At 68.8% G+C, this 24,196-nt stretch carries 22 protein-coding genes and 11 pseudogenes; 27 read left to right on the forward strand and 6 right to left on the reverse strand.

The annotated features are described in order from the left end of the window. Positions 1–8 precede the first annotated feature (8 nt). Positions 9–1,220, forward strand: a pseudogene (nadA, locus tag QQK48_RS00840) (quinolinate synthase NadA). A 31-nt stretch (positions 1,221–1,251) separates the two neighbouring features. Next, on the forward strand, positions 1,252–1,845 hold the full coding sequence (locus QQK48_RS00845; RefSeq protein ID WP_284327157.1) for a DUF3043 domain-containing protein: 594 nt from the start codon (positions 1,252–1,254) through the stop codon (positions 1,843–1,845). Between the two features lie 88 nt (positions 1,846–1,933). On the opposite strand, the pseudogene poxB reads toward QQK48_RS00845, so the two are convergent. Further along, a pseudogene (gene poxB / locus QQK48_RS00850) lies at positions 1,934–3,693 on the reverse strand (ubiquinone-dependent pyruvate dehydrogenase). A 304-nt stretch (positions 3,694–3,997) separates the two neighbouring features. Here poxB and QQK48_RS00855 point away from each other — a divergent pair. From QQK48_RS00855 to yicI, 5 genes and pseudogenes are all read left to right on the forward strand, one after another. Further along, on the forward strand, positions 3,998–4,417 hold the full coding sequence (locus tag QQK48_RS00855) for a TetR-like C-terminal domain-containing protein (RefSeq protein ID WP_284329265.1): 420 nt from the start codon (positions 3,998–4,000) through the stop codon (positions 4,415–4,417). Between the two features lie 9 nt (positions 4,418–4,426). Further along, positions 4,427–5,438: pseudogene (locus QQK48_RS00860) on the forward strand (aldo/keto reductase family protein). Between the two features lie 262 nt (positions 5,439–5,700). Then, entirely contained in the window at positions 5,701–6,015 is a 315-nt protein-coding gene (locus QQK48_RS00865) for a LacI family DNA-binding transcriptional regulator (RefSeq protein ID WP_284327158.1), read from the forward strand. After that, positions 5,945–6,727, forward strand: a complete 783-nt coding sequence (locus tag QQK48_RS00870) for a substrate-binding domain-containing protein (RefSeq protein ID WP_284327159.1) — start codon at positions 5,945–5,947, stop codon at positions 6,725–6,727. Before QQK48_RS00865 ends, QQK48_RS00870 begins: the two co-directional genes overlap by 71 nt. Before the next feature lie 133 nt (positions 6,728–6,860). Beyond that, a pseudogene (gene yicI / locus QQK48_RS00875) lies at positions 6,861–9,138 on the forward strand (alpha-xylosidase). Positions 9,139–9,150: 12 nt separating this feature from the next. On the opposite strand, the gene QQK48_RS00880 reads toward yicI, so the two are convergent. Both QQK48_RS00880 and QQK48_RS00885 read right to left on the reverse strand, forming a co-directional pair. Continuing rightward, the gene (locus QQK48_RS00880) at positions 9,151–9,339 is read right to left on the reverse strand and encodes a LysR substrate-binding domain-containing protein (RefSeq protein ID WP_348523360.1); all 189 of its coding nucleotides are present in this window, start codon (positions 9,337–9,339) and stop codon (positions 9,151–9,153) included. A gap of 34 nt (positions 9,340–9,373) precedes the next feature. Next, positions 9,374–10,057 (reverse strand): annotated as a pseudogene (locus tag QQK48_RS00885) (LysR family transcriptional regulator); the annotation flags it as partial. A gap of 124 nt (positions 10,058–10,181) precedes the next feature. Between QQK48_RS00885 and QQK48_RS20915 the strand changes: the two are divergent. The 4 genes and pseudogenes from QQK48_RS20915 to QQK48_RS00900 form a co-directional block, all read left to right on the forward strand. Beyond that, positions 10,182–10,268 (forward strand): annotated as a pseudogene (locus QQK48_RS20915) (hypothetical protein); the annotation flags it as partial. Between the two features lie 34 nt (positions 10,269–10,302). After that, a complete protein-coding gene (locus tag QQK48_RS00890; RefSeq protein WP_284327161.1) occupies positions 10,303–11,235 on the forward strand; it encodes an SLAC1 family transporter in 933 nt (310 codons plus the stop codon). Between the two features lie 162 nt (positions 11,236–11,397). Further along, positions 11,398–12,168 (forward strand): annotated as a pseudogene (locus QQK48_RS00895) (amidohydrolase family protein); the annotation flags it as partial. A 106-nt stretch (positions 12,169–12,274) separates the two neighbouring features. Continuing rightward, entirely contained in the window at positions 12,275–12,706 is a 432-nt protein-coding gene (locus QQK48_RS00900; RefSeq protein ID WP_284327162.1) for an amidohydrolase family protein, read from the forward strand. A 969-nt stretch (positions 12,707–13,675) separates the two neighbouring features. Here QQK48_RS00900 and QQK48_RS00915 read toward each other — a convergent pair. Continuing rightward, entirely contained in the window at positions 13,676–14,257 is a 582-nt protein-coding gene (locus QQK48_RS00915; RefSeq protein ID WP_284327165.1) for a helix-turn-helix domain-containing protein, read from the reverse strand. A gap of 154 nt (positions 14,258–14,411) precedes the next feature. Then, positions 14,412–14,666, reverse strand: coding sequence for a hypothetical protein (locus QQK48_RS00920; protein ID WP_284327166.1), 255 nt, complete (start codon positions 14,664–14,666; stop codon positions 14,412–14,414). 55 nt (positions 14,667–14,721) lie between these two features. Here QQK48_RS00920 and QQK48_RS00925 point away from each other — a divergent pair, with 55 nt between their 5' ends. The 16 genes and pseudogenes from QQK48_RS00925 to QQK48_RS00995 all read left to right on the forward strand — a co-directional run bounded on the left by QQK48_RS00925 (position 14,722) and on the right by QQK48_RS00995 (position 23,134). Continuing rightward, positions 14,722–14,940 (forward strand): hypothetical protein, encoded by a 219-nt coding sequence (locus QQK48_RS00925; RefSeq protein WP_284327167.1) that lies wholly within the window; start codon positions 14,722–14,724, stop codon positions 14,938–14,940. Beyond that, positions 14,852–15,682 (forward strand): amidohydrolase family protein, encoded by an 831-nt coding sequence (locus QQK48_RS00930; RefSeq protein WP_284327168.1) that lies wholly within the window; start codon positions 14,852–14,854, stop codon positions 15,680–15,682. The genes QQK48_RS00925 and QQK48_RS00930 overlap by 89 nt, the downstream gene beginning before the upstream one ends. Beyond that, positions 15,679–16,161 (forward strand): ATP-binding cassette domain-containing protein, encoded by a 483-nt coding sequence (locus QQK48_RS00935; RefSeq protein ID WP_284327169.1) that lies wholly within the window; start codon positions 15,679–15,681, stop codon positions 16,159–16,161. Before QQK48_RS00930 ends, QQK48_RS00935 begins: the two co-directional genes overlap by 4 nt. Before the next feature lie 44 nt (positions 16,162–16,205). Then, positions 16,206–16,442: a hypothetical protein gene (locus tag QQK48_RS00940; protein WP_284327170.1), complete on the forward strand. Its 237-nt coding sequence runs from the start codon at positions 16,206–16,208 to the stop codon at positions 16,440–16,442. Continuing rightward, positions 16,442–16,627 carry a hypothetical protein gene (locus QQK48_RS00945; protein ID WP_284327171.1) on the forward strand — a complete coding sequence of 62 codons (186 nt, stop codon included), beginning with the start codon at positions 16,442–16,444 and terminating at the stop codon, positions 16,625–16,627. The genes QQK48_RS00940 and QQK48_RS00945 overlap by 1 nt, the downstream gene beginning before the upstream one ends. 118 nt (positions 16,628–16,745) lie before the next feature. Then, a pseudogene (locus QQK48_RS20920) lies at positions 16,746–16,889 on the forward strand (ABC transporter permease); the annotation flags it as partial. Next, a complete protein-coding gene (locus QQK48_RS00950) occupies positions 16,859–17,251 on the forward strand; it encodes an ABC transporter permease (protein ID WP_284327172.1) in 393 nt (130 codons plus the stop codon). The pseudogene QQK48_RS20920 and the gene QQK48_RS00950, both read left to right, overlap by 31 nt. A 60-nt stretch (positions 17,252–17,311) precedes the next feature. Further along, on the forward strand, positions 17,312–17,836 hold the full coding sequence (locus tag QQK48_RS00955; RefSeq protein WP_284327173.1) for a hypothetical protein: 525 nt from the start codon (positions 17,312–17,314) through the stop codon (positions 17,834–17,836). Next, positions 17,724–18,347 (forward strand): hypothetical protein, encoded by a 624-nt coding sequence (locus QQK48_RS00960; protein ID WP_284327174.1) that lies wholly within the window; start codon positions 17,724–17,726, stop codon positions 18,345–18,347. The genes QQK48_RS00955 and QQK48_RS00960 overlap by 113 nt, the downstream gene beginning before the upstream one ends. Positions 18,348–18,355: 8 nt before the next feature. Beyond that, positions 18,356–18,517 carry a hypothetical protein gene (locus QQK48_RS00965; protein WP_284327175.1) on the forward strand — a complete coding sequence of 54 codons (162 nt, stop codon included), beginning with the start codon at positions 18,356–18,358 and terminating at the stop codon, positions 18,515–18,517. Next, positions 18,444–19,303: pseudogene (locus QQK48_RS00970) on the forward strand (SDR family NAD(P)-dependent oxidoreductase). The gene QQK48_RS00965 and the pseudogene QQK48_RS00970 overlap by 74 nt, the downstream one beginning before the upstream one ends. Positions 19,304–19,540: 237 nt before the next feature. Further along, positions 19,541–19,696, forward strand: a pseudogene (locus QQK48_RS20925) (FAD-binding protein); the annotation flags it as partial. 73 nt (positions 19,697–19,769) lie between these two features. Then, complete coding sequence (locus QQK48_RS00975) at positions 19,770–21,476, forward strand: creatininase family protein (RefSeq protein ID WP_284327176.1); 1,707 nt, start codon at positions 19,770–19,772, stop codon at positions 21,474–21,476. Between the two features lie 213 nt (positions 21,477–21,689). Next, positions 21,690–22,037, forward strand: a complete 348-nt coding sequence (locus QQK48_RS00985; protein WP_284329456.1) for a hypothetical protein — start codon at positions 21,690–21,692, stop codon at positions 22,035–22,037. Then, positions 22,027–22,572 carry a methylenetetrahydrofolate reductase C-terminal domain-containing protein gene (locus QQK48_RS00990; RefSeq protein ID WP_284327177.1) on the forward strand — a complete coding sequence of 182 codons (546 nt, stop codon included), beginning with the start codon at positions 22,027–22,029 and terminating at the stop codon, positions 22,570–22,572. Before QQK48_RS00985 ends, QQK48_RS00990 begins: the two co-directional genes overlap by 11 nt. A 187-nt stretch (positions 22,573–22,759) precedes the next feature. Next, positions 22,760–23,134: a hypothetical protein gene (locus tag QQK48_RS00995; RefSeq protein ID WP_284327178.1), complete on the forward strand. Its 375-nt coding sequence runs from the start codon at positions 22,760–22,762 to the stop codon at positions 23,132–23,134. Here the strand turns inward: QQK48_RS00995 and QQK48_RS01000 are convergent. After that, positions 23,131–24,136, reverse strand: a pseudogene (locus QQK48_RS01000) (quinone-dependent dihydroorotate dehydrogenase). The gene QQK48_RS00995 and the pseudogene QQK48_RS01000 sit on opposite strands and share 4 nt — an antisense overlap. Positions 24,137–24,196 lie beyond the last annotated feature (60 nt).

Genomic DNA, 24,196 nt, shown 5'->3' on the forward strand with positions numbered 1-24,196 from the left:
ATGTGCGCATGAGCACGACGTTCTCCGAGCCCACTCAGTCTCCGGCGCTCCTGCTCCTGGGCAACCGCCGCGATCCCCTGTCGGAACGCGGTGTCGACTGCCCCGGTGATCTCCCGTCAGCATCGGACCCCGATCTCATCGTGCGCGCACGCGCGGCGAAGGCCGAGTTGGGCGACCGAGTCTTCATCCTCGGCCACCACTATCAACGCGATGAGGTCATCCAGTTCGCCGACGTCACCGGCGACTCCTTCAAACTCGCGCGCGAGGCTGCGGCGCGTCCCGAGGCCGAGTACATCGTCTTCTGTGGCGTGCACTTCATGGCCGAGTCCGCGGACATCCTCACCTCGGACGATCAGCAGGTAATCCTGCCCGACATGGCCGCTGGTTGCTCCATGGCCGACATGGCGAACATCAACCAGGTCGAAGACGCATGGGACCAGGCTCCGTGAAGCAGGAATCGCTGACCGCACGGTGCCCGTCACCTACATGAACTCGACTGCCGCCATCAAGGCCTTCTGTGGCCGCAACTCCGGCGTGGTGTGCACCTCCTCGAACGCCGAGGTCGCGTTGCGTTGGGCGTATGACCAGGTGGGCGGTGTGGACGGTGACGGCAAGGTGCTGTTCCTGCCCGACCAGCACCTTGGCCGCAACACCGCCGTCGAAAGGCTCGGCTACAGCCTCGACGACTGCGTGCTGTACGACCCCCGCAAGCCGCTCGGCGGCAACACCCGCGAGCAGGCTCGAGGCCGCACGCATCATCCTGTGGAAGGGCCACTGCTCCGTGCACGGGCGGTTCCGCAAGGAGAATGTGGACAGCGCACGCGCGAAGGTGCCGGGCATCAACGTCATCGTGCATCCCGAGTGCTCCAACGAGGTGGTCCGCGCCGCCGACTACGTGGGCTCCACGGAGTACATCATCAAGGCCCTTGACGCCGCAGAGCCAGGCTCAAAGTGGGTGATCGGCACCGAGCCTGAACCTGGTCCGCCGCCTTGCCAACCAGCACACCGACAAGGAAGTGCACTTCCTTGAGGACACCGTGTGCTTCTGCTCCACGATGAACCGCATCGACCTCCCGCACCTCGTGTGGGCACTCGAGTCGCTTGTGGCAGGCGATGTGCCCAACCGCATCGTCGTCGATCCCCAGACCCAGGTCGAGGCCAAGGTGGCCCTCGACCAGATGCTGGCGCTGCCCGGCATCACCGCACCCTCCAACTGGTGACCGCACCTCGCGGCCGCACTCCAAGGAACTCATGTCAGACAACACGCCCAGCAACGACTCGACGGTGGACCTTCCCGACGAGAACTCGACCGTCGAGTCGCCCTCCGACAAGAAGGGCCGCCCCACTCCCAAGCGCAAGGACCAGGAGGCCGCGAACCGCCGCACGCTGTTCGACGACCCCAAGGCCGCCAAGAAGGCCGACCGCGAAAAGATGCGGGTCCAGCGCGACAAGGAGTACCAGGCGATGCGCGAGGGCGATGAGCGGAACATGCCGCTCGAGCACCGCGGTCCCGAGCGGCGCTGGCTGCGCGACTACGTGGACGCCAGGTGGTCCATGGGCGAGTTCCTGCTGCCCGTGGCAATTCTCTTCGTGATCCTGTCGCTGTTCCTGGGTCAGTTCGGCGCCCTCGGCGGACTCATGGTGCTGGTGTTCTACATCCTGGTGCTCGCCGCCGCGATCGAGACCTTCGTGATGGTGCGCCGCATGAAGAAGCGCTTCATCGAGAAGTTCGGCGCCTCGCGCATGCCGCGCGGTTGGACGTTCTACGTTATCTCGCGCGCGCTCAACATGCGTCGCTTCCGCGTGCCCCGCCCCAAGGTGGCTCGCGGCGAGTTCCCTGTCTGACGGTGAGCCTCACACGCAGCGGCCGTCCGGACCTCTCACGAGGAACGGGCGGCCGCTGCCGTGCTGTGCCATGGCAGCCTGACGTGGCTTAGGTGCGCGAGCGCTTGCGGCCCTTGCGGTTCGTGAGCCGGCGCCACACATTGGTGTCGGCGAGGTCGAGTAGGCTCGTCTCCCCTGCCCGACATCACTGTGCGAAGCGCCCAGAGGGCAAAGCCTCGCGCCTGCGCCGCCTCGATCGCCGGCGGCAACGACAGTTCCTCTCGCGCTGTCACCACGTCAAGGACCACCGGCCCTTCGGTGGCGAGCATCCGCACCACGGCGGCCTCCAGGTCGGCCGGGTCCTCGACCCTGATCCCGGTCAGTCCCATGGCCGTTGCCACCTCGGCGAAGTTGGGGTTGTGGAGGTCGGTCGCGAAGGTCGGCAGGCCCGCGGCCTTCATCTCCAGTTCGACGAAGTTCAGCGACGAGTTGTTGTAGACCACCACCTTGATGGGCAAGTTCGCCTGGGTCGCTGTGATCAGATCGCCGAGGAGCATGGAGAGTCCCCCGTCTCCTGCCAGCGCGATGACCTGGCGGCCTCGGTCCTCGCCTTGCCCCGAGCGCCTGCGGCATGGCGTTGGCCATGGAACCGTGGTTGAACGATCCCACCAGACGGCGTGCCTTGGTCATCTCAAGGTAGCGAGCCGCCATCACCGTCGGGCTGCCCACGTCGGCGGTGAAGATCGCATCGGATGCGGCGTGCTGCGACACCAGCCGGGTCAGATACTGCGGGTGAATGGGGGTCTTGCCGTCGTCGGTGGCGAGGTCATCCAATTCCTCGCGGGCGCGCCGATAGTGCTTGAGGGCAGCGTCGAGGTGACGGCTGTTGCGTCCCTCTGCGATGAGTGGAGTGAGGGCACGAGCGGTCGGGCGCACGTCGCCGACAAGGCCAACGTCGAGCGCGGTGCGCCTGCCGAGTTGCCCGCCGCGCAGGTCCACCTGGATCACGGTCGCGTCCTCGGGGTAGAACTGCCGGTAAGGGAAATCCGAACCGAGGATCAGCAGCACGTCTGCCTTGAGCATCGCGCGGTATCCCGAGGAGAAGCCGATGAGGCCGGTCATCCCGACGTCATACGGGTTTTCCCACTCCAGGTGCTCCTTGCCTCGCAGGGCGTGGACGATGGGCGCCTGCAGGCGCCCGGCAAGCGTCACCACCTCGTCGTGAGCACCCGCCGCCCCTGCACCGGCCAGAATTGTGACACGTTGTGAGGCGTTGAGGAGGTCGGCCACCACCCGCAGGTCCTCCTCTTGCGGAATCACCACGGGGCGTGCGGCGCGGATGGGCGCGGATGGCCTGCGGTCGGGCGCCTCTGCGTAGAAGATGTCGCCGGGCACGACCACCACGGCAACATCGGAGTGTTCGACAGCGGCGCGCATGGCATTCTCGAGCACCCACGGCAGCTGTGAGGCGTCACTGACGAGTTCCGTGTACACCGAGCACTCCCGGAAAAGGCTCCTGCGGGTGGGTCTCCTGGAAGTAACCCGAGCCGATCTGGTCGAGCGGGATATGGGAGGCGATAGCAAGCACCGGGGTGCGGTTGCGGTGCGCGTCAAACAGCCCATTGATGAAGTGCAAGTTGCCCGGCCCACACGAGCCCACGGCAACCGCAAGACCCCGGTGATGTCCGCATCGGCGCCGGCTGCGAAGGCGGCCACCTCCTCGTGGCGCACGTGCATCCACTCCAGCCGACCGTCAGTGCGCATCGCCTCGCCGAACGCGTTCAACGAGTCCCCTGGCAGTCCCCAGACTCGGGTGACACCCGCGTCCACCAGGGTGTCGACAAACATCTGGGCTACACGGCGAGGCATGGATTTCTCCGTTCGGGTGGCGGGACGGCGACGCGGCGGCGCGGCCGGAGGGCTCGGTCAGCCCTCGCACACGTAAACTGAACAACGTGTCCACTAATTCCCTTGTGCCCCCCGCGGACAGCCCCCGGCGCGGACGCCCCCGCGATGCGACGGTGCGCCAGCGCGTGCTGGCAGCGCGGTCGAGATCGCGGCAGAGGACCCGGCGCTGGCGACATTTGACCGCATCGCGGCCGCTGGGAGCGTGAGCCGCACCACGCTGTACCGGTGGTGGCCGGGTCCTCGTGACCTCCTCCTTGAAGCTCTGATGGAGTCCACCCGCTGGTCGCTGGCGCATGACGACGGCGACGCTCGCGCCCGCATCACCGCACAGGTGGCCGACCTCGTCACGATCATGACGCACGAACCCACCGCGCGCATGGTGCGCTTCCTTGCAGGCGGTTCGGTGATGGATCAGGACGCGCGCGACCGCTTCGAGGCGCACTGGCTCGCGCCGCGTCATGATGCCGCGGCGGCGATCCTTGGCGCCGCAATCGACGCCGGTCAGGTGCGCGCCGATACGCCGGTCGATGTCACCATCGACCTCCTCTTCGCCGCCGTATACCGCCGCGCCTTGCTCACGTCCGCCCCGCTCGACGCGGGGTACGCCGACGCCGTGGTGGACGTGATCTGGCGCGCGATCGAGTCTCCTCAGTACCGAGAGCCGGGGCACAGCGCCCGGGGTTAGGGTGGCGGCATGGTCTCCTATCGCTACCTGGGCAACTCAGGACTCAAGATCACCGAACTCGTCTACGGCAACTGGCTCACCCACGGTTCGCAGGTCGAGAACGATCAGGCCGCCGCGTGCGTCAAGGCCGCGCTCGACGTGGGCATCACGTCCTTCGACACGGCAGATGTCTACGCCAACACCGCCGCCGAGACCGTGCTGGGCGAGATCCTGGCGGGTGAACGGCGCGAAAGCCTCGAGCTCTTCACCAAGGTGTACTGGCCCACGGGCCCCAAGGGCGCCAACGACATGGGGCTCTCGCGCAAGCACATCCTGGAGTCGATCGACGGCTCATTGCGCCGCCTCCAAACCGACTACGTCGACGTCTACCAGGCACATCGCTACGACCACGACACTCCGCTGGAAGAAACGATGGTGGCGTTCGCGGACGTGGTGAGGGCGGGCAAGGCTCACTACATCGGCGTCAGCGAGTGGACCGCAGACCAGATTCGCGCCGGTGCGGCGCTCGCCAAGGAGCCTGCATATCCACTCATCTCCTCGCAGCCCCAGTACTCCATGCTCTGGCGCGTCATCGAGGGCGAGGTCATCCCGGCGTCCGAGGAGTGCGGCCTCGGTCAGATCGTGTGGTCTCCCGTCGCTCAAGGCGTCCTGACCGGCAAGTACCGCCCGGGTGAGGCGCCTCCCGCCGGCTCGCGCGCCACGGACGACAAGGGCGGCGCGTCGATGATTCAGCGGTTCATGAATGACGACGTGCTGACGCGCGTCCAGGCGCTCGCCCCCATCGCCGATGCGCTTGGCCTGTCGATGGCGCAGGCTCGCCCTCGCGTGGGTGCTGCAGAACTCGAACGTCTCCGCGGCGATCATCGGTGCGTCCCGGCCCGAGCAGGTTTACGAGAACGCGAAGGCGTCGGGCGTCACGATCCCTGCCGACGCGATGGCGCGGATCGACGAGGCACTCGGAGACATCGTGGAACGCGATCCCGGCAAGACGGTCGAGACGAACCCCAAGCCCGGCCGGTAACACGACGAGGGCCCCGCGACCAACCCGTCGCGGGGCCCTCGTGTGTCAAAGGAGAAAACAACGTCCGCCTTGGAGAGGCGCACATCAAGGGAACGTGCGGTATCTGCGAGAAGTTCCCGGTTCTCGACCACTGGTCCAGATCACGAATCCGCAAAAAGGCCTCGGGACGGCTTGCCCCACTCACCGTCGCCACATAGTCTCATCTGCATACGTCAGTTTCGAAGCGTTTCGAGACTGCCTCACCGATGACGACGGAGTCCACATGGCCACGATTCAGGATGTTGCCCGCGAGGCTGGCGTGAGCATCTCGACCGTGTCCTACGCGTTGTCAGGCAAGCGTTCCATCAAGCCCGACACGCGCGACCGGGTGCTCGCCGCCGCCAAGGAGCCTCGGCTACCTCCCCAACGCGTCGGCCAGGATGCTCGCCGCGAATCGCTCTCAGATCTTCGCCGTGACCGCTCCCCTTCACCCCGACACGGACCACAGCGCGCACATGGTGTTCGCCATGGAGGTCACCAAGGCAGCGCGCGCTCACCACTACGACACCTTGCTCCTGGTCGACAACGACGCCTCTGAGGGGATGCGCCGCTCCTCGGCGACGTCGCTTGCCGACGGCATCGTGGTGCTCGACGTGGACGCCCACGACGATCGCGCTGATCTGGCGCGCTCCATCAGCACCCCCACGGTGTTCATCGGCATCCCCGCCGACACCACGGGACTCGTCTGCGTTGACCTCGACTTCGCGGAGGCGGCGCGTGCCGCCGTGGACGCGCTCGTCGCGGCCGGCCGCCGGAACATCGGCCTCATCTCGCACCCGAAGATCACCATGCGCCGCGAATCCAACTTCGCCCTGCGTTTTCATGACAGTTTCGTGGCCCACGCCAACGCGCTCGCCCTGGACGCGCCTGTCGCCTTCCCGGTAGCCGATCGTGCACATGAGGCGATCACCGCCCTGCTCGAGGAGTCACCCCACCTCGACGGCCTGGTGCTCAACACCACGGCAGAGGTTGCCGCCTCAGTCTCCGCGGCCCTGGCGGAAAACGGCAGGTCTGTCCCCTCCGACGTGTCCGTCATCGCCGCGGGCGTGACCTTCTCGACCGAGCGGATGGCCGTGCCCTTCGACACGATTCCGCTTGACCCGCAGGCTTCGTGCACCGTTGCGGTCGATCTGCTGGCATCCATGGTTGACGAGGGAACGACGCCTCCCGAGGTGACGCTCCTTCCTCCCACGTACATCAGCCGCGGTTCCGTCACTCCCAGCGACACGACCGCCACGGCGCAGGCGTAGGCCTTTCACCGATCACCATGTCCATCTCTGTGACCCCCATTTTCGAAGCGCTTCGAGACGGCGACGGTGCCGCCTCAAAGCCCCCACTCGCCGTGTTCGAGCGCGGCACTCATCCCTCAGGAGTACTCACCCCATGAAGTTCACCGACGGTTTCTGGTTGCGTCGCCACGGCGTCGAGGCGCTCTACGCCCACGAGGCCTATCGCATCACATCTCGGGACGGTGGCCTCCACGTTGTCGCTCCCACGCGCGAGATCGTGGCCCGCGGAAACGTCCTCAACCTGCCCGTGCTCGAGGTGACCGTCACGCCCGTCGACGAAGGCGTCATCCGCGTGCGCATCGACCACCACACCGGTGGACGTCCCTCCCCCGGTTTCGCGCTGAATCCCAGCGCTGGCGACGTCGGATCCGTCACGGTCACCGAGGACGGCGGCACGGTCACTGCGGGCCGCCTCAGCGCCGTCGTGTCGCAGGGTGCACCGTGGGATCTCTCCTTCTACGACGGCGATACTCGCCTCACCGGCTCCGGCGCCAAGGGCCCCGGCCACATGATCCTCGAGCCTGGAGCGGCCGTCGCCGCCGAGCCAGCCGGACCCACCGGCGTGGCACTCGACGGGCGTGCCCCGGCCCGTACGTACACGCATGAGCAGGCGGAACTTGGAGTCGGCGAACTCGTCTACGGGCTCGGCGAGAGGTTCGGCCCCCTCGTGAAGAATGGCCAGAGCATCGACATCTGGAACTCGGACGGCGGCACCTCGTCCGAGCAGTCCTACAAGAACATCCCGTTCTATCTGACCAACCGGGGCTACGGCGTCCTGGTCAATCACCCGGAACACGTGTCGTTTGAGGTGGGCTCCGAGGCCGTCGAGCGTGTGCAGTTCTCCGTGCCCGGCCAGTCGCTCGAATACCTGGTGATCGCCGGCCCCACGCCCAAGGAAGTCATCGACCGCTACACGCGCCTCACGGGCAGGCCAGCCTGCTGTCCCGGCGTGGTCGTATGGGCTGTGGCTGTCGACCTCCTTCACCACCGACTACGACGAGGCCACCGTGACGTCCTTCGTCGACGGCATGCGTGAGCGTGACATCCCCTTGAGCGTCTTCCACTTCGACTGCTTCTGGATGCGCGAATTCGAGTGGACCAACCTCACCTGGGACGAGCGCACGTTCCCGGACCCCGAGGGCATGCTGCAGCGGCTCCACAGCAAGGACCTCAAACTCTCGGCGTGGATCAACCCCTACATCGCGCAGCGGTCCGCGCTGTTCGCCGAGGGCCGCGACCGTGGGTACTTTGTGCGCAACCCCGACGGGTCCGTGTGGCAATGCGACCTGTGGGTGGCAGGCATGGCGCTCGTGGACTTCACGAACCCGGACGCGCGCGCGTGGTTCCAGGAGCACCTGCGGGTCCTCCTGCGCCAGGGCATCGATGCCCTCAAGACCGACTTTGGCGAACGCATCCCGACCGAGGTCACGTATCACGATGGCTCGGATCCGCTCGTGATGCACAACCTCTACACCCAGGCTCTACAACGACGCCGTTTTCGAGGTGCTGAGGGACGAGCGCGGCGACGGCGAGGCCGTGCTGTTCGCGCGCTCTGCCACCGCGGGTGGACAGCAGTTCCCGGTGCACTGGGGCGGCGACAACACGTCCACCTACGTCTCGATGGCGGAGACGCTGCGGGGCGGGCTGTCCCTCGCCGCTTCGGGTTTCGGCTATTGGAGTCACGACATCGGAGGCTTCGAGGGCACTCCCGACCCCGAGGTGTTCAAGAGGTGGGTGGCATTCGGCCTGCTGTCGAGCCATTCGCGCCTCCATGGTTCCGACTCTTACCGCGTGCCGTGGGCCTTCGACGACGAGGCCGTCGCCATCACCCGTCGGTTCGCGCAACTCAAGAACTCGCTCATGCCGTACCTCCTCACGGCTGGGGCCGATGCCGCCGCCACCGGCGTCTCCGTCGCCAGGCCGATGCTGTTCGAGTTCCCGTACGACGCCGGTGTGACGTACCTCGACCGCCAGTACATGCTCGGCGAGGATCTCCTGGTCGCTCCCGTGATGAGCGCGGGGGCGACGTCGATGTCTACCTGCCGGAGGGCATGTGGACATCGCTGATCACCCACGAGCGGGTTGAGGGCGGACGCTGGGTGCGGGAGCGCCACGCCTTCGATTCCCTACCTCTGTATGTACGGCCGGGGGCGATCATCCCCCGTGGAGCACGCACGGATCGCCCGGACTACAACTACCTCGATGGTCTCGTGCTCGACGTGTACCCCGATGCTGACGAGATCGACGGCACCGTGGACGTGGTGTGCCCCGACGGCACACGGGTGACGTACCAGGTGACGGGACGGGGAGGCTCCGCAACCGCATCGGCCGATGGCACTGCTCCCGCGCCGTCGGTGCGCGTGAACCGGTAGGCTCCACCCGGCTCAGGGCGCGCCGACGCCCAGTGCCGTGGCGAGGTCAAGGAACCTCGCCGCGGCGGGCGAGAGCGCGCGGGAGCCGTCCCATACCGCGGTCAGCGGCCGGGAGAACTGAGGCGCATCGACCGGCACACGCACCAGGCTTCCGGACACGAGATCCTCGCGCACGGCCAGGCTCTGAGACGGCGGCCGCACCCGCTCCGGACATCACCACTGCGCGGATCGCGGCTGTCGTGGACAACTCGGCTGCGGGTGGTGTGAGCGTGTGTCCGGCATCGGCGAGGCCCCTTTCCAGGGTGACGCGAGTGCCAGAGCCCTCCTCCCGCATGATGAGCGAGGTGCGGGCCACCTCGGCCGCCGCTACGGCGGTGCGGCGTGCCCATGGGTGATCGGGCGCGACGACTAGCACCACCTCATCGACGCCGATGCGCCTGCTGGCGAGCCGTCGTGGCACGTCGGGGGTCTCGATGAAACCCACCTCGGCCTCACGCTCACGCACGCGGGAGATGACCGTGGCGGAGTTGACGGCCGCCAGTTCGAGCCGCGTGTGGATGCCCCTTGCCCTTCCCGCGACCAGCCACCGGGGCATCAGCAGTTCGGCGATGGTCAGCGACGCCGCGACGCTCAGTTGGGCGTCCCTGTCCTCGCGCAGGGCGGCTGCCGCGGCGGTGAGGGCCTCGACCTGATCAACCACGCCCGTCGCCCAGTCGGCGATGAGGCGCCCGTGCGCGGTGAGGCGAGATCCGCGCGCACTGCGTGCCAACAGCGAGAGGCCGAGCCGGCGTTCGAGCGTGCGCATGCGCTGGGAGACGGCCTGCTGGCTGACACCCAACTCCTCTGCGGCTGCGGTCAGCGACCCGTGGCGCTGCACAGCCAGCAGCATGCGCAGTTCCTCCAGGGACGGCTCGGCCATCACACCTCCCACAACTATTGCTTGTGGATACCTCGCGAGGTCACTCTACCGGCGGCAGGGTGAAGCCGGAACGATGGGCGGTATGGCACCCCTGTCCTCGACCCCGCAATGGTTCACACCGGTCATGGGCACCGCCATCCTCGCCACGGCATGCGCAGCGGTGCCGCTCGACTCGAGGATCCTCGACCTCGTCGGCGCGACCGCATGGGGACTCGCGGTGACGTTGCTCGCCGCAGCCGCCATCCATGCGGCCGTCGCCTACCGCCGCGACCCCGGCCTCTTGTCCCGCGAGCCTGGCCGATCCGCGCATCGCGCCGTTCTTCGGTGCGCCGCCCATGGCGATCCTCGCGGTGGGGTCCGCGACCTTCACCGCGGCGCCCGGCCTGGCGCAGACCTCGGTTGCCACCGCCATCGACCTGAGCCTGTGGCTCGTCGGGACGGTCCTCGGGCTCGTGGTTGCGGTCACGATTCCCGCGCGCCAGTTCACGTCGCATCGGGTGGGCGTCGCCGACGCCTCGCCTACGTGGCTGCTGCCGGTCGTCACTCCCATGGTCTCCGCGGCCACGGGCGCATCCTTGGTGGACCGCGTGTCCGTTGACGTGGTGGCTCACGGCCTGGCCTGGGCGTGCCTCGCCATGGCGGGCGCCGCGGGGTTCGCCGCCGCCCTGACCACCGGCGCACTGTGGTGGAGGCTTGCCCACCATCAGCACGATGACGCGACCACCGCGCCGGCGCTCTGGATGGTGCTGGGTCCGCTCGGCCAATCCGTGACCGCGGCGGCCATGCTCGCGCTCCACGCCCCGCAGGCGCTTCCGTCACTCGCGGGCATCCTCTCCCCCGTGGCGATCCTCATCGGCGTCCCGACGCTCGGGTTTGCGGTGCTGTGGCTGTGCATCTGCGCGGCGGTGACGAGGCGCGTGAGCCACGGCCCCCTCCCCTATGCCATGTCGTGGTGGGCATTCACCTTCCCCGTCGGCACCCTCGTCACCGGCGCCTCAGGGGTCGCGGCCCTCACGGGCTCCCGGGCGCTCGGAGCGCTCGCCGTGGCCTTCCTCGCGCTGTTGCTCGCTGGGTGGGCGACCAGTGCCTGGGGCACAGTACGGGCGATGCTCGCGCGACGGTCCAACGAGCCCGCCCTCGCGTCGCCTACCGAGCGGGCCGCCACGTACGCGATCTAGCAAGACCGGCCCGTCGCGGGCGGATCCATTTTCATGCCTCCGGCGCTGGAGACATGGAAGTGGATCCCCTCGCGATGGCCACGGCGTGCGGCCTGAGCCGATGTCACGAAGCCGCCGCGCATCGGCCACGCCTGCGTAACACGCACCTGCCAGCATGCCTTCATGCTGCTGACTGGCGCCTTGCGCATCGTGACCGACCCTTCCGACACCTCACTCGACACCTCGGGCGATCTCGCAGTGAGTGGCGGCACGGTGTCTCGCCACACCTCCCCTGGCACCGAGGTCCTCGACGTTTCCGGGTGCGTCGTGACGCCGGGCCTGATCAACGCGCACCATCACCTCCTCCAAAGCGGGTTTCGCACCCTTCCCGGCACCCGAGGCGTGCCGATGCGCGAGTGGCTCCCCGCCATGGCGACCGCCTATGCCGCGGTAGGCATTGACGCCGATCTCACGGGGGCGACCGCCGCCGCAGGAGTCGCCGAGGGCCTCCTCAGCGGTGTCACGACGGTGGCGGATCATCACCTCAATTGGCCCCATGACGCGAGCGATGCCGACCGCACCGCGATCGCCGTCGCCGTGGCCGCCGCCGCACAGCGTTTGGGGTCCCGGCTCGTCTTCGTCCGCGGAAGCGCCAGGGACGAGCCCGAACAGGCTGCACGGGGCGCGGAGGACGTGGTCGGCGCGCTGCTCGCCGCAGGGCACGACGGCGGCGTCTCGCGCGATGGCATGCTCCAGGTTGCGGTGGGGCCAGCGGGCGTCCACTCGGACCCCAAGGAGACGTTCGCGTTGCTGCGCGAGGTGGCGGTCAAGCACGGGCTGCGGCGCCGCACCCAGGCCAACGAGCAGGTCGACACGGAGATCGCCCTCGAACACTACGGGCGCCGGCCGCTCGACCTGCTCGAGGAGTGGGGATGGCTCGAGCCGGGCGTCACCATCGCGCACCTCTGCGATGTCACCGACGCCGAGATTGAGCGCGTGGCGCGCGCTGGAGTGAGCGCCACGCACGCCCCCGGGTGCGACGTGCCGATGGGCTGGGGCGTTGCGCCGGTCGCGAAGCCTGCGCGCGGCAGGCATCCCGGTGGGACTCGGGACGTCCGGCGGAGGATCGAACGATGCGGGCCACCTGCTGGCCGATGCCCGTCTCGCCATGCAGGTCTCGGCGCTCGTCGGTGGTCCCCTACCCGCGCGCGACGTCCTCGCCATGGCCACCGTCGGCTCGGCCGATGGCCTCGGTCGGACCGACCTGGGCCGCCTCACCGAGGGGTCGCGAGCCGACATCTGCGTCTGGGACGTGTCCGGCGTGGCCGACGCAGGCGTCGCGGACCCCGTCGATGGCCTACTGTGGGCCAACCCCGGCAGGCGTCCGCGCCACGTCATCGTGGGCGGCAGGGTGGTCGTGAGGGACTACGCCCTCGTGACGGCCGACGAGCACGAGGTGGTTGCCGCCGTGCGCGCCCGCACGGGACGCTGAAGCGACGTCACAGGTCGAGCACGAGCCGGGGGCATGCGGCGCGGGAGACACACACATACATGACGTCGTGGCGCTCGCGTTCGGCGGGCGTGAGGATCGAGTCGCGGTGATCCACGACCCCCTCGAGCACCGGGGTCTCGCACGTCCCGCAGGTGCCCTCGGTGCAGGCGACAGGACAAGCGCGCCTGCGGCCTCGACCGCCGAAAGCACAGAGGCGCCCGGCTCGACGGTCACAGTCACGCCCGTCATCGCCAGTTCCACCTCGAAAGGCTCGTCACGGAGTGGCTCGCCCGCCTCGACCGGGGTGAAATGCTCCAGGCGGAGGTCGACTCCGTGGCGCTCTGCCGCCGCCTGGACCGCATCGAGATAGCGCGCGGGGCCACAGGCGTACACAGTGGTGCCAGGGGCGATCGCACCAAGCGTCGCATCGATGTCCAGGCGCGCGCCCTCGTTGCCCGCGTGAACAGCGAGACGAGGGCCGTGAACCTCGGCGAGTTCACCCAGGTGGACCATGGTGTCGCGATGCGCGCCCGAGTAGGCGAGTGAGTAGTCGGCGTTCTCGGATGCGGCGGCGTGCGCCATGGCGAGGATCGGGGTGATGCCGATGCCCGCCGCGAGGAACAACACCGGACCCTGGTGCGCCTCGTAGGCGAAGTGGTTGCGCGGAAGCGACGCCGCAAGTGTCACCCCAGGCGCGGCCTGCTCGGCGAGCCAGCGAGACCCACCGCGCCCGTCCTGCTCGCGCAGGATCGACACCCGCCACGTCGGGTCACCCGGCACGCCGCACAGGGAGTACTGACGCACCGCGCCACCGTCCACCGCCAGGTCGATGTGCGCCCCCGGCTCCCACGAGGACAGAGGGGCACCGTCGGCGGACTCGAGGACGAGTGTGACGACGTCGCCAAGACGCTCGACACTCGCGACGACGACGGACAGCGCTGGGGCTTCGGCGCTCATACGCCTCCTCCTTCAAGTCGGGGGCGTTCCTTGACGACGATCGCGTGGTAGCCCTCGGGGTCCACGGCACGCCAGCGGTGAGGAACGCGTGCGCCGTAGTAGACCGAGTCGCCGGGCACCAGGAGCCTGGCAGTCCCCGTCCAACTCAATCTCCATGTGGCCTGCGATGAGGTGCAAGAACTCGTGCTCGTCGTGCGCGAAGCGCTCGCCGTAGTCCTGCTGCGTTCCGCGCACGACGATGGGACTGAAGCGAGCGTCGGACCTCGTCACGAGCAGTGACGCGCGGCCGTCACCGTAGACGCCTCGCGCGGCATGCCCCGCGGGAATGACGCTGACGGGCGAGGCATCGGCGGCATCGGGCGCTGTGAGGAGCTCGATCTGCGAGGTGCCCAGCGCGTGGGCGATGCTGGCAAGGGAGCGCATGCTCGGCGTGGCACGGCCGCGCTCCACCTGCGACAGGAAGGGATGGGAAAGCCCTGCTGCGGAGGCGAGTTCGACCAGCGTGAGACCGCGAGCTCGCCTGAGGCGCCGTATGGCCGCGCCGGGAAGGGGCCCCTGAGCGCTCGACTCGTCGGGCGCCTCGGCGTCGGTCATCTTCACCTCCAGGTCTGTCCAGTGCCAGCGATAGTGCCGCATCTTGGGACGTTGGTCCCGAAACGTGACGCCGAATTTACGGTAGGAAACGGCCGCGTCACGCGCCCGAAATCATCGATCCCTAGTCTCGCTGATGTTGATCCTATCAACATTCCTAGGTCAGACAGGAGGGCCGATGCGCCACGGCAACGACACCCCGGCACTGCTTCGCAGCGCGACCACCGCCACGGGCGACAAGGTCGATGTGACCCTTGCCAACGGGATCGTGCAGGCCGTTGTCCCTGCGGGCACCGCCGCCATCCCCACCGACAGCGCTGCGGTCCTGGACCTCGACGGCCACCTCCTCCTGACGTCGATGGCGGAGCCCCACGCCCACCTCGATAAGGCAGGCTCCTGGGACCGTATCCATCCCCCGATGGGCGATCTGCGCGCGGCCATCGTGGTGGCGTGCCTACGCCGACACCATGACGGAGGCGGACGTGGTCGACCGGGCTCGAGCGCAGGTGCTGCGCAACGTCCGTCACGGCACCACCGCCATTCGCACCCATGTGGACCTCCTGCGAGGACCCGACCCGCTACTCGGCATCCGCGCCCTTGTCGCCGTGCGCGACGAGCCTCAGCGACATCGTCGACATCGAGATCATCACGCTGAGCCCCGACGACATCCCCACCGACATCATTGAGGCGGCCCTGGACGCCGGAGCCGATGGCGTGGGCGCTGCCGCACACCTGGCGCCCGAGCCATTGGCGGAGCTCGAGCGCATTGTCGGCATTGCCGAGCGCCGCGGCTGCGCGCTCGACATGCACACCGACGAGTCGCTCCATGAAGTCGTCACGCTCGACGCACTCGCAGGCCTCACCCGCGGATGGACCACCAACGTCTCGGCGGGCCACTGCGTGCGGCTCGGCACCGTTCCCGCGCCTCAGCGTGACGCACTCATCGCCGCGGCGAAGGAATCGCGCATCGGGATCATCGCCAACCCCATCACCAACCTGTATCTCCAAGGTTGGGGCGACGACGTCTCTACGCCGCGAGGAATCGCGCCCGCCCGCGCCCTCGTCAACGCGGGGGCACGCTTCGCCGCGGGTGCCGACAACGTGCGAGACCCGTTCAACCCGCTGGGACGCTCCGACGCCCTCGAAACCGCGATGCTCCTCGTGGTGGGCGCCCACCTCACCGCCCACGAGGCGTATGCCGCCGTGTCCAGTGGAGCGCGTGACGTGATGGGGCTTCCCGCGGCCGACGTCACCCCCGGCGCTCACGCGGACCTTGTCGCTATCCGCGCCGACCACCTCACCCAGGCCGTGGCGGAGGCACCCGCCGACCGCATCGTCCTTCGCCGCGGGCGCGTGGTCGCGCGCACCTCGTCCACCACCGACTTCCCCTCGCTCACCGCGCCAGCACCCCTGGAGGTTGCACGATGACCACACCCGCCCCCGCGGCCGGCCCACCCGCCACGCTGCTGGACTTCGCGGACGTCGAGATGACGTTCCCCGACGGCACCGTCGCACTCCGCGGCGTCGACCTGGCGGTCCGCCGTGGCGAGTTCGTCACGGTCGTCGGCCCCTCAGGGTGCGGAAAGTCCACCCTGCTCCGTATCGCTTCGGGGCTGGAGACGCCCTCACACGGCGAGGTCTCCCTCGCCACGGACCGCATCGGCTATGTCTTCCAGGACGCCACGCTGCTTCCCTGGCGCACCACCCGACGCAATGTCGAGGCTCCTCGCGGAGCCTGCACGGCGAGTCGAAGGAACGCCGCGCCAAGGCCGCGCAGGAAACGATCGACCTTGTGGGCCTCAGCGGCTTCGAGGACCACCTGCCACGGCAGCGTCCGGCGGCATGAAGATGCGCGCCTCGCTGGCGCGCAGCCTCACCCTCGACCCCGAAGTCTTCCTGTTCGATGAGCCCTTCGGCGCCCTCGACGAGATCACCCGCGAGCGCCTCAACGATGAGCCTTCTGCGGCTGTTCCACCAGAAGAGCTTCGCGGGGCTCTTCATCACCCACTCCGTCGCCGAGGCCGTCTACCTCTCCACCCGCGTCATCGTCATGTCCGGGCGCCCCGGCCACCTCGTCGCCGAGTTCGATGTGCCTTTCGACATGCCCCGCGACCCCGAGATCCGCTTCACCCCCGAGTTCGCGCAACTCGTCGGCGAGGTATCCCACGCCCTGAGGGAGGCACACTGATGGCCACCACCACCCCTACCCGCGGCACACGCCGAGCATCGTCACGACTGTTGTCGTGGGGCCCGCCGCTCGTCGTGGCCGCCATCCTCGTGGCGGCGGCATACATTGCGAACGCGGCGCTCGGAGAGCGCTCCTTCCTCCTGCCCGCGCCGCATGACGTGCTCGCCAAGGCTGTGGGCGCCTGAGAGTGCGCCCGACATCTGGACGGCACTGTGGCGCACCACCGTGGTGTCGCTCACGGGCCTCATCATCGCCATCGTCATCGGCGTCGGATGGGCCGTCATCATGAACCAGACCCGGTGGATGGAACGAGCACTGTTCCCCTACGCGGTCATGCTCCAGGCCATCCCCATCCTCGCCATCACTCCCCTGATTGGCTTCTGGTTCGGCTATGACTTCACTGCCCGCGTGGTGGTGTGCGTCATCATCGCGCTGTTCCCCATGGTGTCAAACACCCTGTTCGGGCTGCAGTCGGTCGACAAGGGCATGCGCGAGCTGTTTCAGGCTCCAGGGCGCGTCACGCTCCACGGTGCTTCAGAAGCCTGGAGATGCCCGCGGCCCTCCCCGCCGTCTTCGCCGGCATGCGCATCTCCGCCGGCTTGTCCGTGGTCGGCGCCATCGTCGGAGAGTTCTTCTTCCAGCGCGGCACGCCCGGCATCGGCTCTCTCATCAACCGCTACAGCGCACGCCTGCAGTCCGAGGAACTGTTCGCTGCGGTCCTGGTCGCCTCGCTCTTGGGCGTGACGATCTTCCTGATCTTCGGCTGGCTCGGACGACGAGCGGTCGGCAAATGGTACGACTTCGGCTGATGCGCCGAGGACGACCCGCCTGCTGAGGCACCCCCACCCATCCCCACCGAGGAGCGCACCATGCGAGTTCACCTCAAGTCCGGCATCGTCGTCGCGGGAATCGCTGCGACCGCCTTTACCCTGTCGGCCTGCTCGTCCGAGGCCGACCCCGAGACCAGCGACACTCCCGAGGCGGAGGCCACGTCAAGCGTGGCGGCCGCGTCGGGCGACGCCGTGGATCTGTCGGGAGTCTGCCCCGCTGACATCAAGATCCAGACCGACTGGAACCCCGAGATGGAGCACGGCCACCTTTACGCCATGCTCGGCGACGAGTACGAGGTGGACGCGAACAACAAGTCCGTCACCGGCCCGCTCATCGCTTCGGGAGAAGACACCGGCGTGGACATCACCATCCTGTCCGGCGGACCCGCCGTGGGCTACGCGCAACCCAACGCACAGGCTCTACTCCGACCCGTCGATCTTCATGGCATACGTGGGCACCGACGAGGCGATCGCGCACTCGACCGACCTCCCCACGGTGTCGGTGTTCCAGCCGCTCGAGAAGGACCCGCAGATGATCATGTGGGACCCGGCTACCTACCCTGACGTGGCATCGATCGCCGACCTCGGCGAGGCCGGCACCACGGTGCGCGTCTTCCCCGGTGGCGTCTACATCGACTACTTCGTGGGCGCGGGCATCCTCTCCGCCGACCAGGTCGACACCACCTACGACGGCACCCCCGCGGTGTTCGTGTCCGAGGCCGGCAAGATCGCCCAGCAGGGCTTCGCCTCCGCCGAGCCCTACATCTACGAGAACGAGGTCGACGCGTGGGGCAAGCCCGTCGCGTACGAACTCATCAACGATGCGGGCTTCCCGAAGTACGCGGCATCGATGTCCGTGCGCCCCGCGGACGTCACCGAGTACGCCGACTGCCTCACTCGCCTGGTGCCGATCATGCAGCAGGCCGAGGTCGACTACTACGACGGCACCCTGAAGGACTCGGTGAAGGACCTCGTCCTCGAGGCTCGTGGACGCCTACGACACCGGCTGGGTCTACTCGGCCGAGGTGGCCGACTACTCGTTCGACACCATGATCGCCGACGGCATCGCCGGTGACGGCCCCGATGGCGTCCTCGGCACGTTCGACGCCGACCGCGTCGCGGAGCCTCTTCAGCATCGTCGACCCGATCTTCACCGAGCAGGGCATCGAGATTGTCGACGGCCTCACGCCCGAGGACCTCTACACGAACGAGTTCATCGACGAGTCGATCTCGCTCGGCTTCTGAGACTGACTCACCCCTCGAAAGGAAAGCCCATGACGACCCCTCCGGTGACGACACCCCCGCGCCTCGCGCACGGCACGCGATCGTCACCGGAGGGGCGCGTGGCATCGGCCGGGCCATCGCCGCACGCCTCGCGGCCGATGGCCTGACCGTGACCATCCTCGACGTGCTGGCCGAGGACGCCGCTGAGGCGGCGCAGAACCTCGGCGGGTACGCGATGGGCGTCGACCTCGCCAACGCTGAGGCGACGGCCACCACCGTTGACGCCGCGATCGCCGCCCGAGGCGGGGTCGATGTCCTCGTCAACTGTGCGGGAATCTTCCGTCTCACCCCGCTGCTGGAGATCACACCCGAGTCGTGGGACAGCATGCTCGGCATCAACGCCAAGGCGACCATGATCACGATGCAGCGCGCGGCGCACGCCATGATTCCCGCCGGCGGCGGCACCATCATCAATATCGCCTCCATGGCCGCCAAGAAGGGCGGCGCCATGGAGGCGCACTATGCGGCGTCAAAGTCAGCCGTGGTCGCGCTCACCCGTGCCGCGGCCCTCGAATGGGGCGAGCACGGAGTGCGCGCGAACGCGATCTGCCCCGGCTACGTCCTCACCGACATGGGCGCAGCGACCCGTTCCACGGAGCAGGTCGACGGCTGGACCCGCCTGTCCCCCTTGGCCGCCTGGGAAACCCCGATGACGTCGCGGCCCTCGCCTCGTTCCTCGCGAGCGACGAGTCGTCCTACATCACGGGCCAGGCGCTCAACCTCACCGGCGGCATGGTGATGCACTGATGCCGCCTCTCACCTCTAGGAGGCCTCCCATGACGAGCCTGACCGCCGTCGATCCCGCCCGCATCGACGCCCTCGCCACCGAACTGCGCACCCTCCTTGGCGAAGCGTGCGTGACGACGGAGGCCGCCTCGCTCGAACGCGCCTCTGTTGACGGCGCAGGCATGTCTCCGCTGATCAAGGAAATGTTGCCGCTCGGCCGCGCCCAGGCTCGTCGCCACCCCCACCTCGAAGGACCTCATCGCGGCCACCGTCGCCGCCGCCGTCCGTCACGGCGTCCCCGTGACGCCGCGCGGCAAGGGCACGGGCAACTACGGTCAGGGCATCCCCATGGGAGGCGGGCTAGTACTCGACACGAGCCGTGCGCGCCGCATCCTCGACGCGGGCAACGGCTGGATCGAGGCGGAGGCGGGCGCCGTGATCTGGGCGATGGAGCAGCACGCGAACCGCAACGCCCAGCAGGCTGTGGATGTATCCCTCCACCGCGCAGTCGACCATCGGCGGCTTCGTGGCGGGTGGTTCAGGCGGGACGGGATCGATCGCCAACGGACTTCTGCATCAGGGCTTCGTCCTCGCGGTCGAGGTGGTCCATGCCCTACCCGAGCCGACGGTGGTCAGGGTGGAGGGCGCCGATGCGGTGCCGTACCTCCACAACTACGGCACCGCAGGCATCATCACCGCCGTCCGAGTCGCCACCGAACCGGCCCAGCCGTGGCGCGCGCTCCTTGCCTCGTTCCCCACCTACGAGCAGGTCGTCGGCCTCATGCGTCCCCTGGCGTCACTCACACCCACGCCTCGCCTGGTGTCTGGTGACCGAGCCGAGATCGCCGCATGCCTGCCCGCGGATCTCGCCATTCCAGCGGGCCGAGCGTCGCTGCGCGCCATCCTCGACGAGGCGAGCATCGAGGACGCCACAGCGCTGATCGAGGCTGCGGGCGGCACTGTCGACCGCGTGCTCGAGGGCGCCCAGCACACGGTCAAGTTGTCGATGAACTCCTACAACCACCCCATCGAGTGGCTGCAGAAGTCGGCTGCGGAGCCCTACTTCCATGTGGAGGTCTTGGGTGACGCGCTCGTCGATGACCTCGCCGCCGTGCAGGCCGTCTACCCGGGTGGCATGCTCCACATCGAGGCGCAACGCGACCGCCCCATCGGCATGCTGGCCGCACCGTACGTGTCGCCCGCCCAGGTGCTTGAGGGCTTCGACCGTCTGGCGGCGCTCGGCGTCCGCACCCACAATCCGCATCAGTGGGCGGTCGACTTTGAGCCCGAGCGGACCACGGCACTGGCCGCGACCACCGACCCGCTCGGGCTTCTCAACCCCGGCAAGGCTCGGCGCCGTGGTCCACGAGCACACCGGGACGCAGATGTGAGCGGCTCCGTCACCCGCGAACTCGCGGAACTGTCCGGCCCGGAGGTGGCGCGCACCCTCACCGCGGACTCGATCGTGGTCCTGCCGGTCGGGGCCGTGGAACATCACGGCGAGCATCTGCCGCTCGCGACCGACCTCATCATGGCCGACCTCCTCTCCCAGCGCATCGTCGCGGGCGCCGCGGCCATCGGGCTCGACGTGTGGCGATTGCCGCCGCTGGCGTACACCAAGTCCGATGAGCACGCGTGGGCGCCGGGAACGTTCTGGATGGGCGCCACCGAGTTCCTCGCGACCCTGGATGCCATCGGCCGCTCGCTCGCGGCGACGCCCGCACGCACCCTCGTGTTCTTCAATGGTCACGGAGGCAACGTCGCTCCCCTGGGGATCGCGCTGCGTGACCTGAGACGGGCATATGGGCTGCGCACCTTCGCCATGTCGGTCGCGGTCCCGTCTGGCGACGGCGACCCGGACGGCGAGGGAGGCCCGAACGAGCACGGCCTTGGCATTCACGGAGGATGGGGCGAGACCTCGCTCCTCATGCACCTGCGACCCGACCTCGTTCATCCCGACAGGTTCGTGCGCGCCATTCCTCCCGCGCTCGCGGCCCGTGACCAGGTGGGGTTCGCGGGAGCGCCCGTGCAGTTCGGATGGCTCAGCGACGACTTCGGGTACGGAGGTATCCTCGGCGACCCTACGGGCGCAGACGCGACCATCGGTGAACGGGTCGCCACGGGGATCGTGAAGCGCTCGGTCGCGGCGCTCGCGGAGATTGCCGTGTTTGATCCGGCCGGAGGTGTCTCGTGACGGCCCTCAGCGATCCGCTCGCCTTGGCCCGCGAGTGGCTCCCTGCCGGACCGAACCCCTGCCTCATGACGCTCGCGACCGTCGACGACGGTGTGCCCGATGCGCGCACCCTGTTGCTCTCTGACCTCGACGCGCGCGGCTTCCACTTCCATACGGATGCGCGCTCACGCAAGGTCGCACAGGCTCGAGGCGAATCCTCACGTGGCGCTTGTCATGTTCCTCGAGGATGCGGCGCGGCAACTGGTCGTACAGGGCGTGGCCCGCAGAATGACGGCCGAGGAGGCCGCCATCGCCTACGGCCAGCGCAGCGCCTACCTGCGACGGCTTGCGTGGGTCAACACCCCCGAGGTCGCGGCGTTGGACGTCGACGAGCGCCGCTCGCGGTGGAGCGCGTTCGGCGCGGCCCATGGCGACGATCTCGCCGCGCCCGAGTCGTGGGCAGGCTTCGTCGTGGAACCGACCCGCCTCACCTTCTGGTCGGGTGCTGCCGATGCCCCGTCGCGGCGCGTCGAGTACACGCTCTCCGACGCGCGGTGGCGGGAGAGCGTCCGTGCCGGATGAACTGACCCTCGCGCAGTCGCGCGCCACGGCGGGTTGCCCGAAGACCATGCAGTACGGGCCGTGCGGTGGCGTCAATCATGACGGTCGGTGCGAGGTGGCGGAGCACCCGTGCACCTTCCTGGAGATTCCCACGGTCCGATGGCACGGCTCACCGCCCGCCGACCCGGCCCCCGCCACCGTGCGCGCCGACGCCACCGGAAGGATCGCTCCCCCGGCGGCGGCGACCTCCATGCGTGAGCGGATCGCGGCTGGCCCCATCATCGTTGCGGATTTTCCCGCGACCGCGCTTGACGCCGCATCGCTCCACGAGTGCGCCACCATCCTGGCTCCCTCCGTTGATGCCGTGCTCGCCGGGGACTCGGGCACGGCCCGCGTGCAATTCCCTCCTGCCTACCGGGCGGCGCTGCTCCGAGACGCCGGGGTGACGCCATGGATGGGCGTCAACGCTCGCGACCGTAATCGCGTAGGCTCTCGAGGCCGAGGCGGCGGCCCTCGCCCACGCCGATGCGGCAGGCGTCCACTGCATTACCGGTGATCACACTCGCGTCGGCTCGCGCCCCGATGCGGCCCCCGTCTTCGACCTCGATTCGACCTCGCTCGCCGCGCTCATGGCGAATCACGGCCACCTGGTGTCCGTCGCCGAGGCCCCTCTGTCGCCGCCCCTCCAGGAACGTCCGGCCCGGTTGCGGGAGAAACAGCGCGCCGGCGCCGAACTGTGCTTTGTGAACCATGCCGGGGGCGCCGCACCCGTCGCACGCTTCATCCAGGCGACCCAGGCGCTCGGAATCACCATGGGCTTCGTTCCGTGCGTCCCGGTCATCGTGGACGCCGGCAGTGCGGCACTGCTGCGCGGGTTCACGTCGTTGGCGCTTCCGGTCGGGTACCTCGACGCGATTCTCGCGGCTCCTGACGTGTGCGAGGCGGGCATCGAGGCCGCGGTCGACCTCGCGGAGCGGATGCTGGCCATCCCCGGCGTGGTGGGCGTGGACCTGTCAGGTGGCCCGACTGCGGGCGCGGAAGCGGACTTCGCGCGTGCAGAGGCAGAGATCGCGTCAAGGCTGCGCGCCCGCCTCAGGCGGGACGGCACCCGCCCCTAGTCGAGAGAGGCGTTGAGGCGAGCCACCCAACCAGGACCCTGGTAGACGAACCCGGTGTAGGTCTGAAGCAGCGTCGCACCAGCGCGCAGCAGGGCGCGGGCATCGGCGTCCGACTCGATGCCGCCCACACCGATGATCACCAGGTCCTCACCGGCACGCGCGTGCAGCCGCGCCACCACCTCGACGGCCCGCTGGCGCACCGGAGGACCGGAGACGCCGCCGGGGCCCCGGTCGTGGGCGATGGTCGTGTTGGTGGCGATCACGCCGTCGAGTCCGAGTTCGACGGCGAGGTCAGCGACGGCGTCGACATCCTCGTCCGCGAGGTCGGGGGCGATCTTGACCAGGAGAGGCGCCTTGCGGTCGGTCACCACGGCGTCGGCCGCTTGCCTCACCGCCACCAGGATGGGGCGGAGCGCCTCCGTGGACTGAAGGTCCCTCAGCCCCGGCGTGTTGGGCGACGAGACGTTGACCACGAGGTACGACGCGTACGGGGCGAGGCGCGTGGCCGAGTAGGCATAGTCGGCGGCAGCGTCCTCGGGGGCGGTGACCTTGGTCTTGCCGATGTTGACGCCCAGCACTACCTCCGCGCCGCGCGACGTTGCACGGAGCCTTGCGCAGCCGCTCGGCTACGGCATCGGCGCCCTGGTTGTTGAACCCCATGCGGTTGCGCAGGGCTCGCAGGTCCTTCTCGCGCCACGACCGCGGCTTCTCGTTTCCCGGCTGACCCTCAGCCGTCACGGTGCCGATCTCGACGAACGCGAAACCCGCGGCCGCCAGGCCGAGCACGGCCTCAGCGTTCTTGTCCATGCCGGCGGCAAGACCCACCCGGCCGGGGAAGGTCAGCCCCAGCGCCTCGACGCGCTTGTCGACCTTGGGCAGCATGCCGATGGCACGGCCGGCCCGAAACGCCCAGGCGCCGTAGCGCATCCCCAGGACACCGAAGCGGTGTGCGCGCTCGGCATCGACGTGAGAGAGAACATGGTCGTAGAAGGCGCGATACACGCGACCACGGTAGCGCGGCGTAGGCTCGAGGCATGACCTCTATGAATGCCACAAGCACAG

It is taken from the genome of Demequina litorisediminis (assembly GCF_030161615.1).
In the GTDB taxonomy this organism is placed as follows: domain Bacteria; phylum Actinomycetota; class Actinomycetes; order Actinomycetales; family Demequinaceae; genus Demequina; species Demequina litorisediminis.

Bases quoted from the DNA above. Each gene is read 5' to 3' on its own strand.
- QQK48_RS00845 (WP_284327157.1), top strand. From the start codon at position 1,252: ATGTCAGACAACACGCCCAGCAACGACTCGACGGTGGACCTTCCCGAC.
- QQK48_RS00855 (WP_284329265.1), top strand. From the start codon at position 3,998: ATGGAGTCCACCCGCTGGTCGCTGGCGCATGACGACGGCGACGCTCGC.
- QQK48_RS00865 (WP_284327158.1), top strand. From the start codon at position 5,701: ATGGCCACGATTCAGGATGTTGCCCGCGAGGCTGGCGTGAGCATCTCG.
- QQK48_RS00870 (WP_284327159.1), top strand. From the start codon at position 5,945: ATGGAGGTCACCAAGGCAGCGCGCGCTCACCACTACGACACCTTGCTC.
- QQK48_RS00890 (WP_284327161.1), top strand. From the start codon at position 10,303: ATGCGGCCGTCGCCTACCGCCGCGACCCCGGCCTCTTGTCCCGCGAGC.
- QQK48_RS00915 (WP_284327165.1), bottom strand. From the start codon at position 14,257: ATGACCGACGCCGAGGCGCCCGACGAGTCGAGCGCTCAGGGGCCCCTT.
- QQK48_RS00920 (WP_284327166.1), bottom strand. From the start codon at position 14,666: ATGGATACGGTCCCAGGAGCCTGCCTTATCGAGGTGGGCGTGGGGCTC.
- QQK48_RS00925 (WP_284327167.1), top strand. From the start codon at position 14,722: ATGACGGAGGCGGACGTGGTCGACCGGGCTCGAGCGCAGGTGCTGCGC.
- QQK48_RS00935 (WP_284327169.1), top strand. From the start codon at position 15,679: ATGACCACACCCGCCCCCGCGGCCGGCCCACCCGCCACGCTGCTGGAC.
- QQK48_RS00940 (WP_284327170.1), top strand. From the start codon at position 16,206: ATGAGCCTTCTGCGGCTGTTCCACCAGAAGAGCTTCGCGGGGCTCTTC.
- QQK48_RS00945 (WP_284327171.1), top strand. From the start codon at position 16,442: ATGGCCACCACCACCCCTACCCGCGGCACACGCCGAGCATCGTCACGA.
- QQK48_RS00955 (WP_284327173.1), top strand. From the start codon at position 17,312: ATGCGAGTTCACCTCAAGTCCGGCATCGTCGTCGCGGGAATCGCTGCG.
- QQK48_RS00965 (WP_284327175.1), top strand. From the start codon at position 18,356: ATGGCGTCCTCGGCACGTTCGACGCCGACCGCGTCGCGGAGCCTCTTC.
- QQK48_RS00975 (WP_284327176.1), top strand. From the start codon at position 19,770: ATGTATCCCTCCACCGCGCAGTCGACCATCGGCGGCTTCGTGGCGGGT.
- QQK48_RS00985 (WP_284329456.1), top strand. From the start codon at position 21,690: ATGTTCCTCGAGGATGCGGCGCGGCAACTGGTCGTACAGGGCGTGGCC.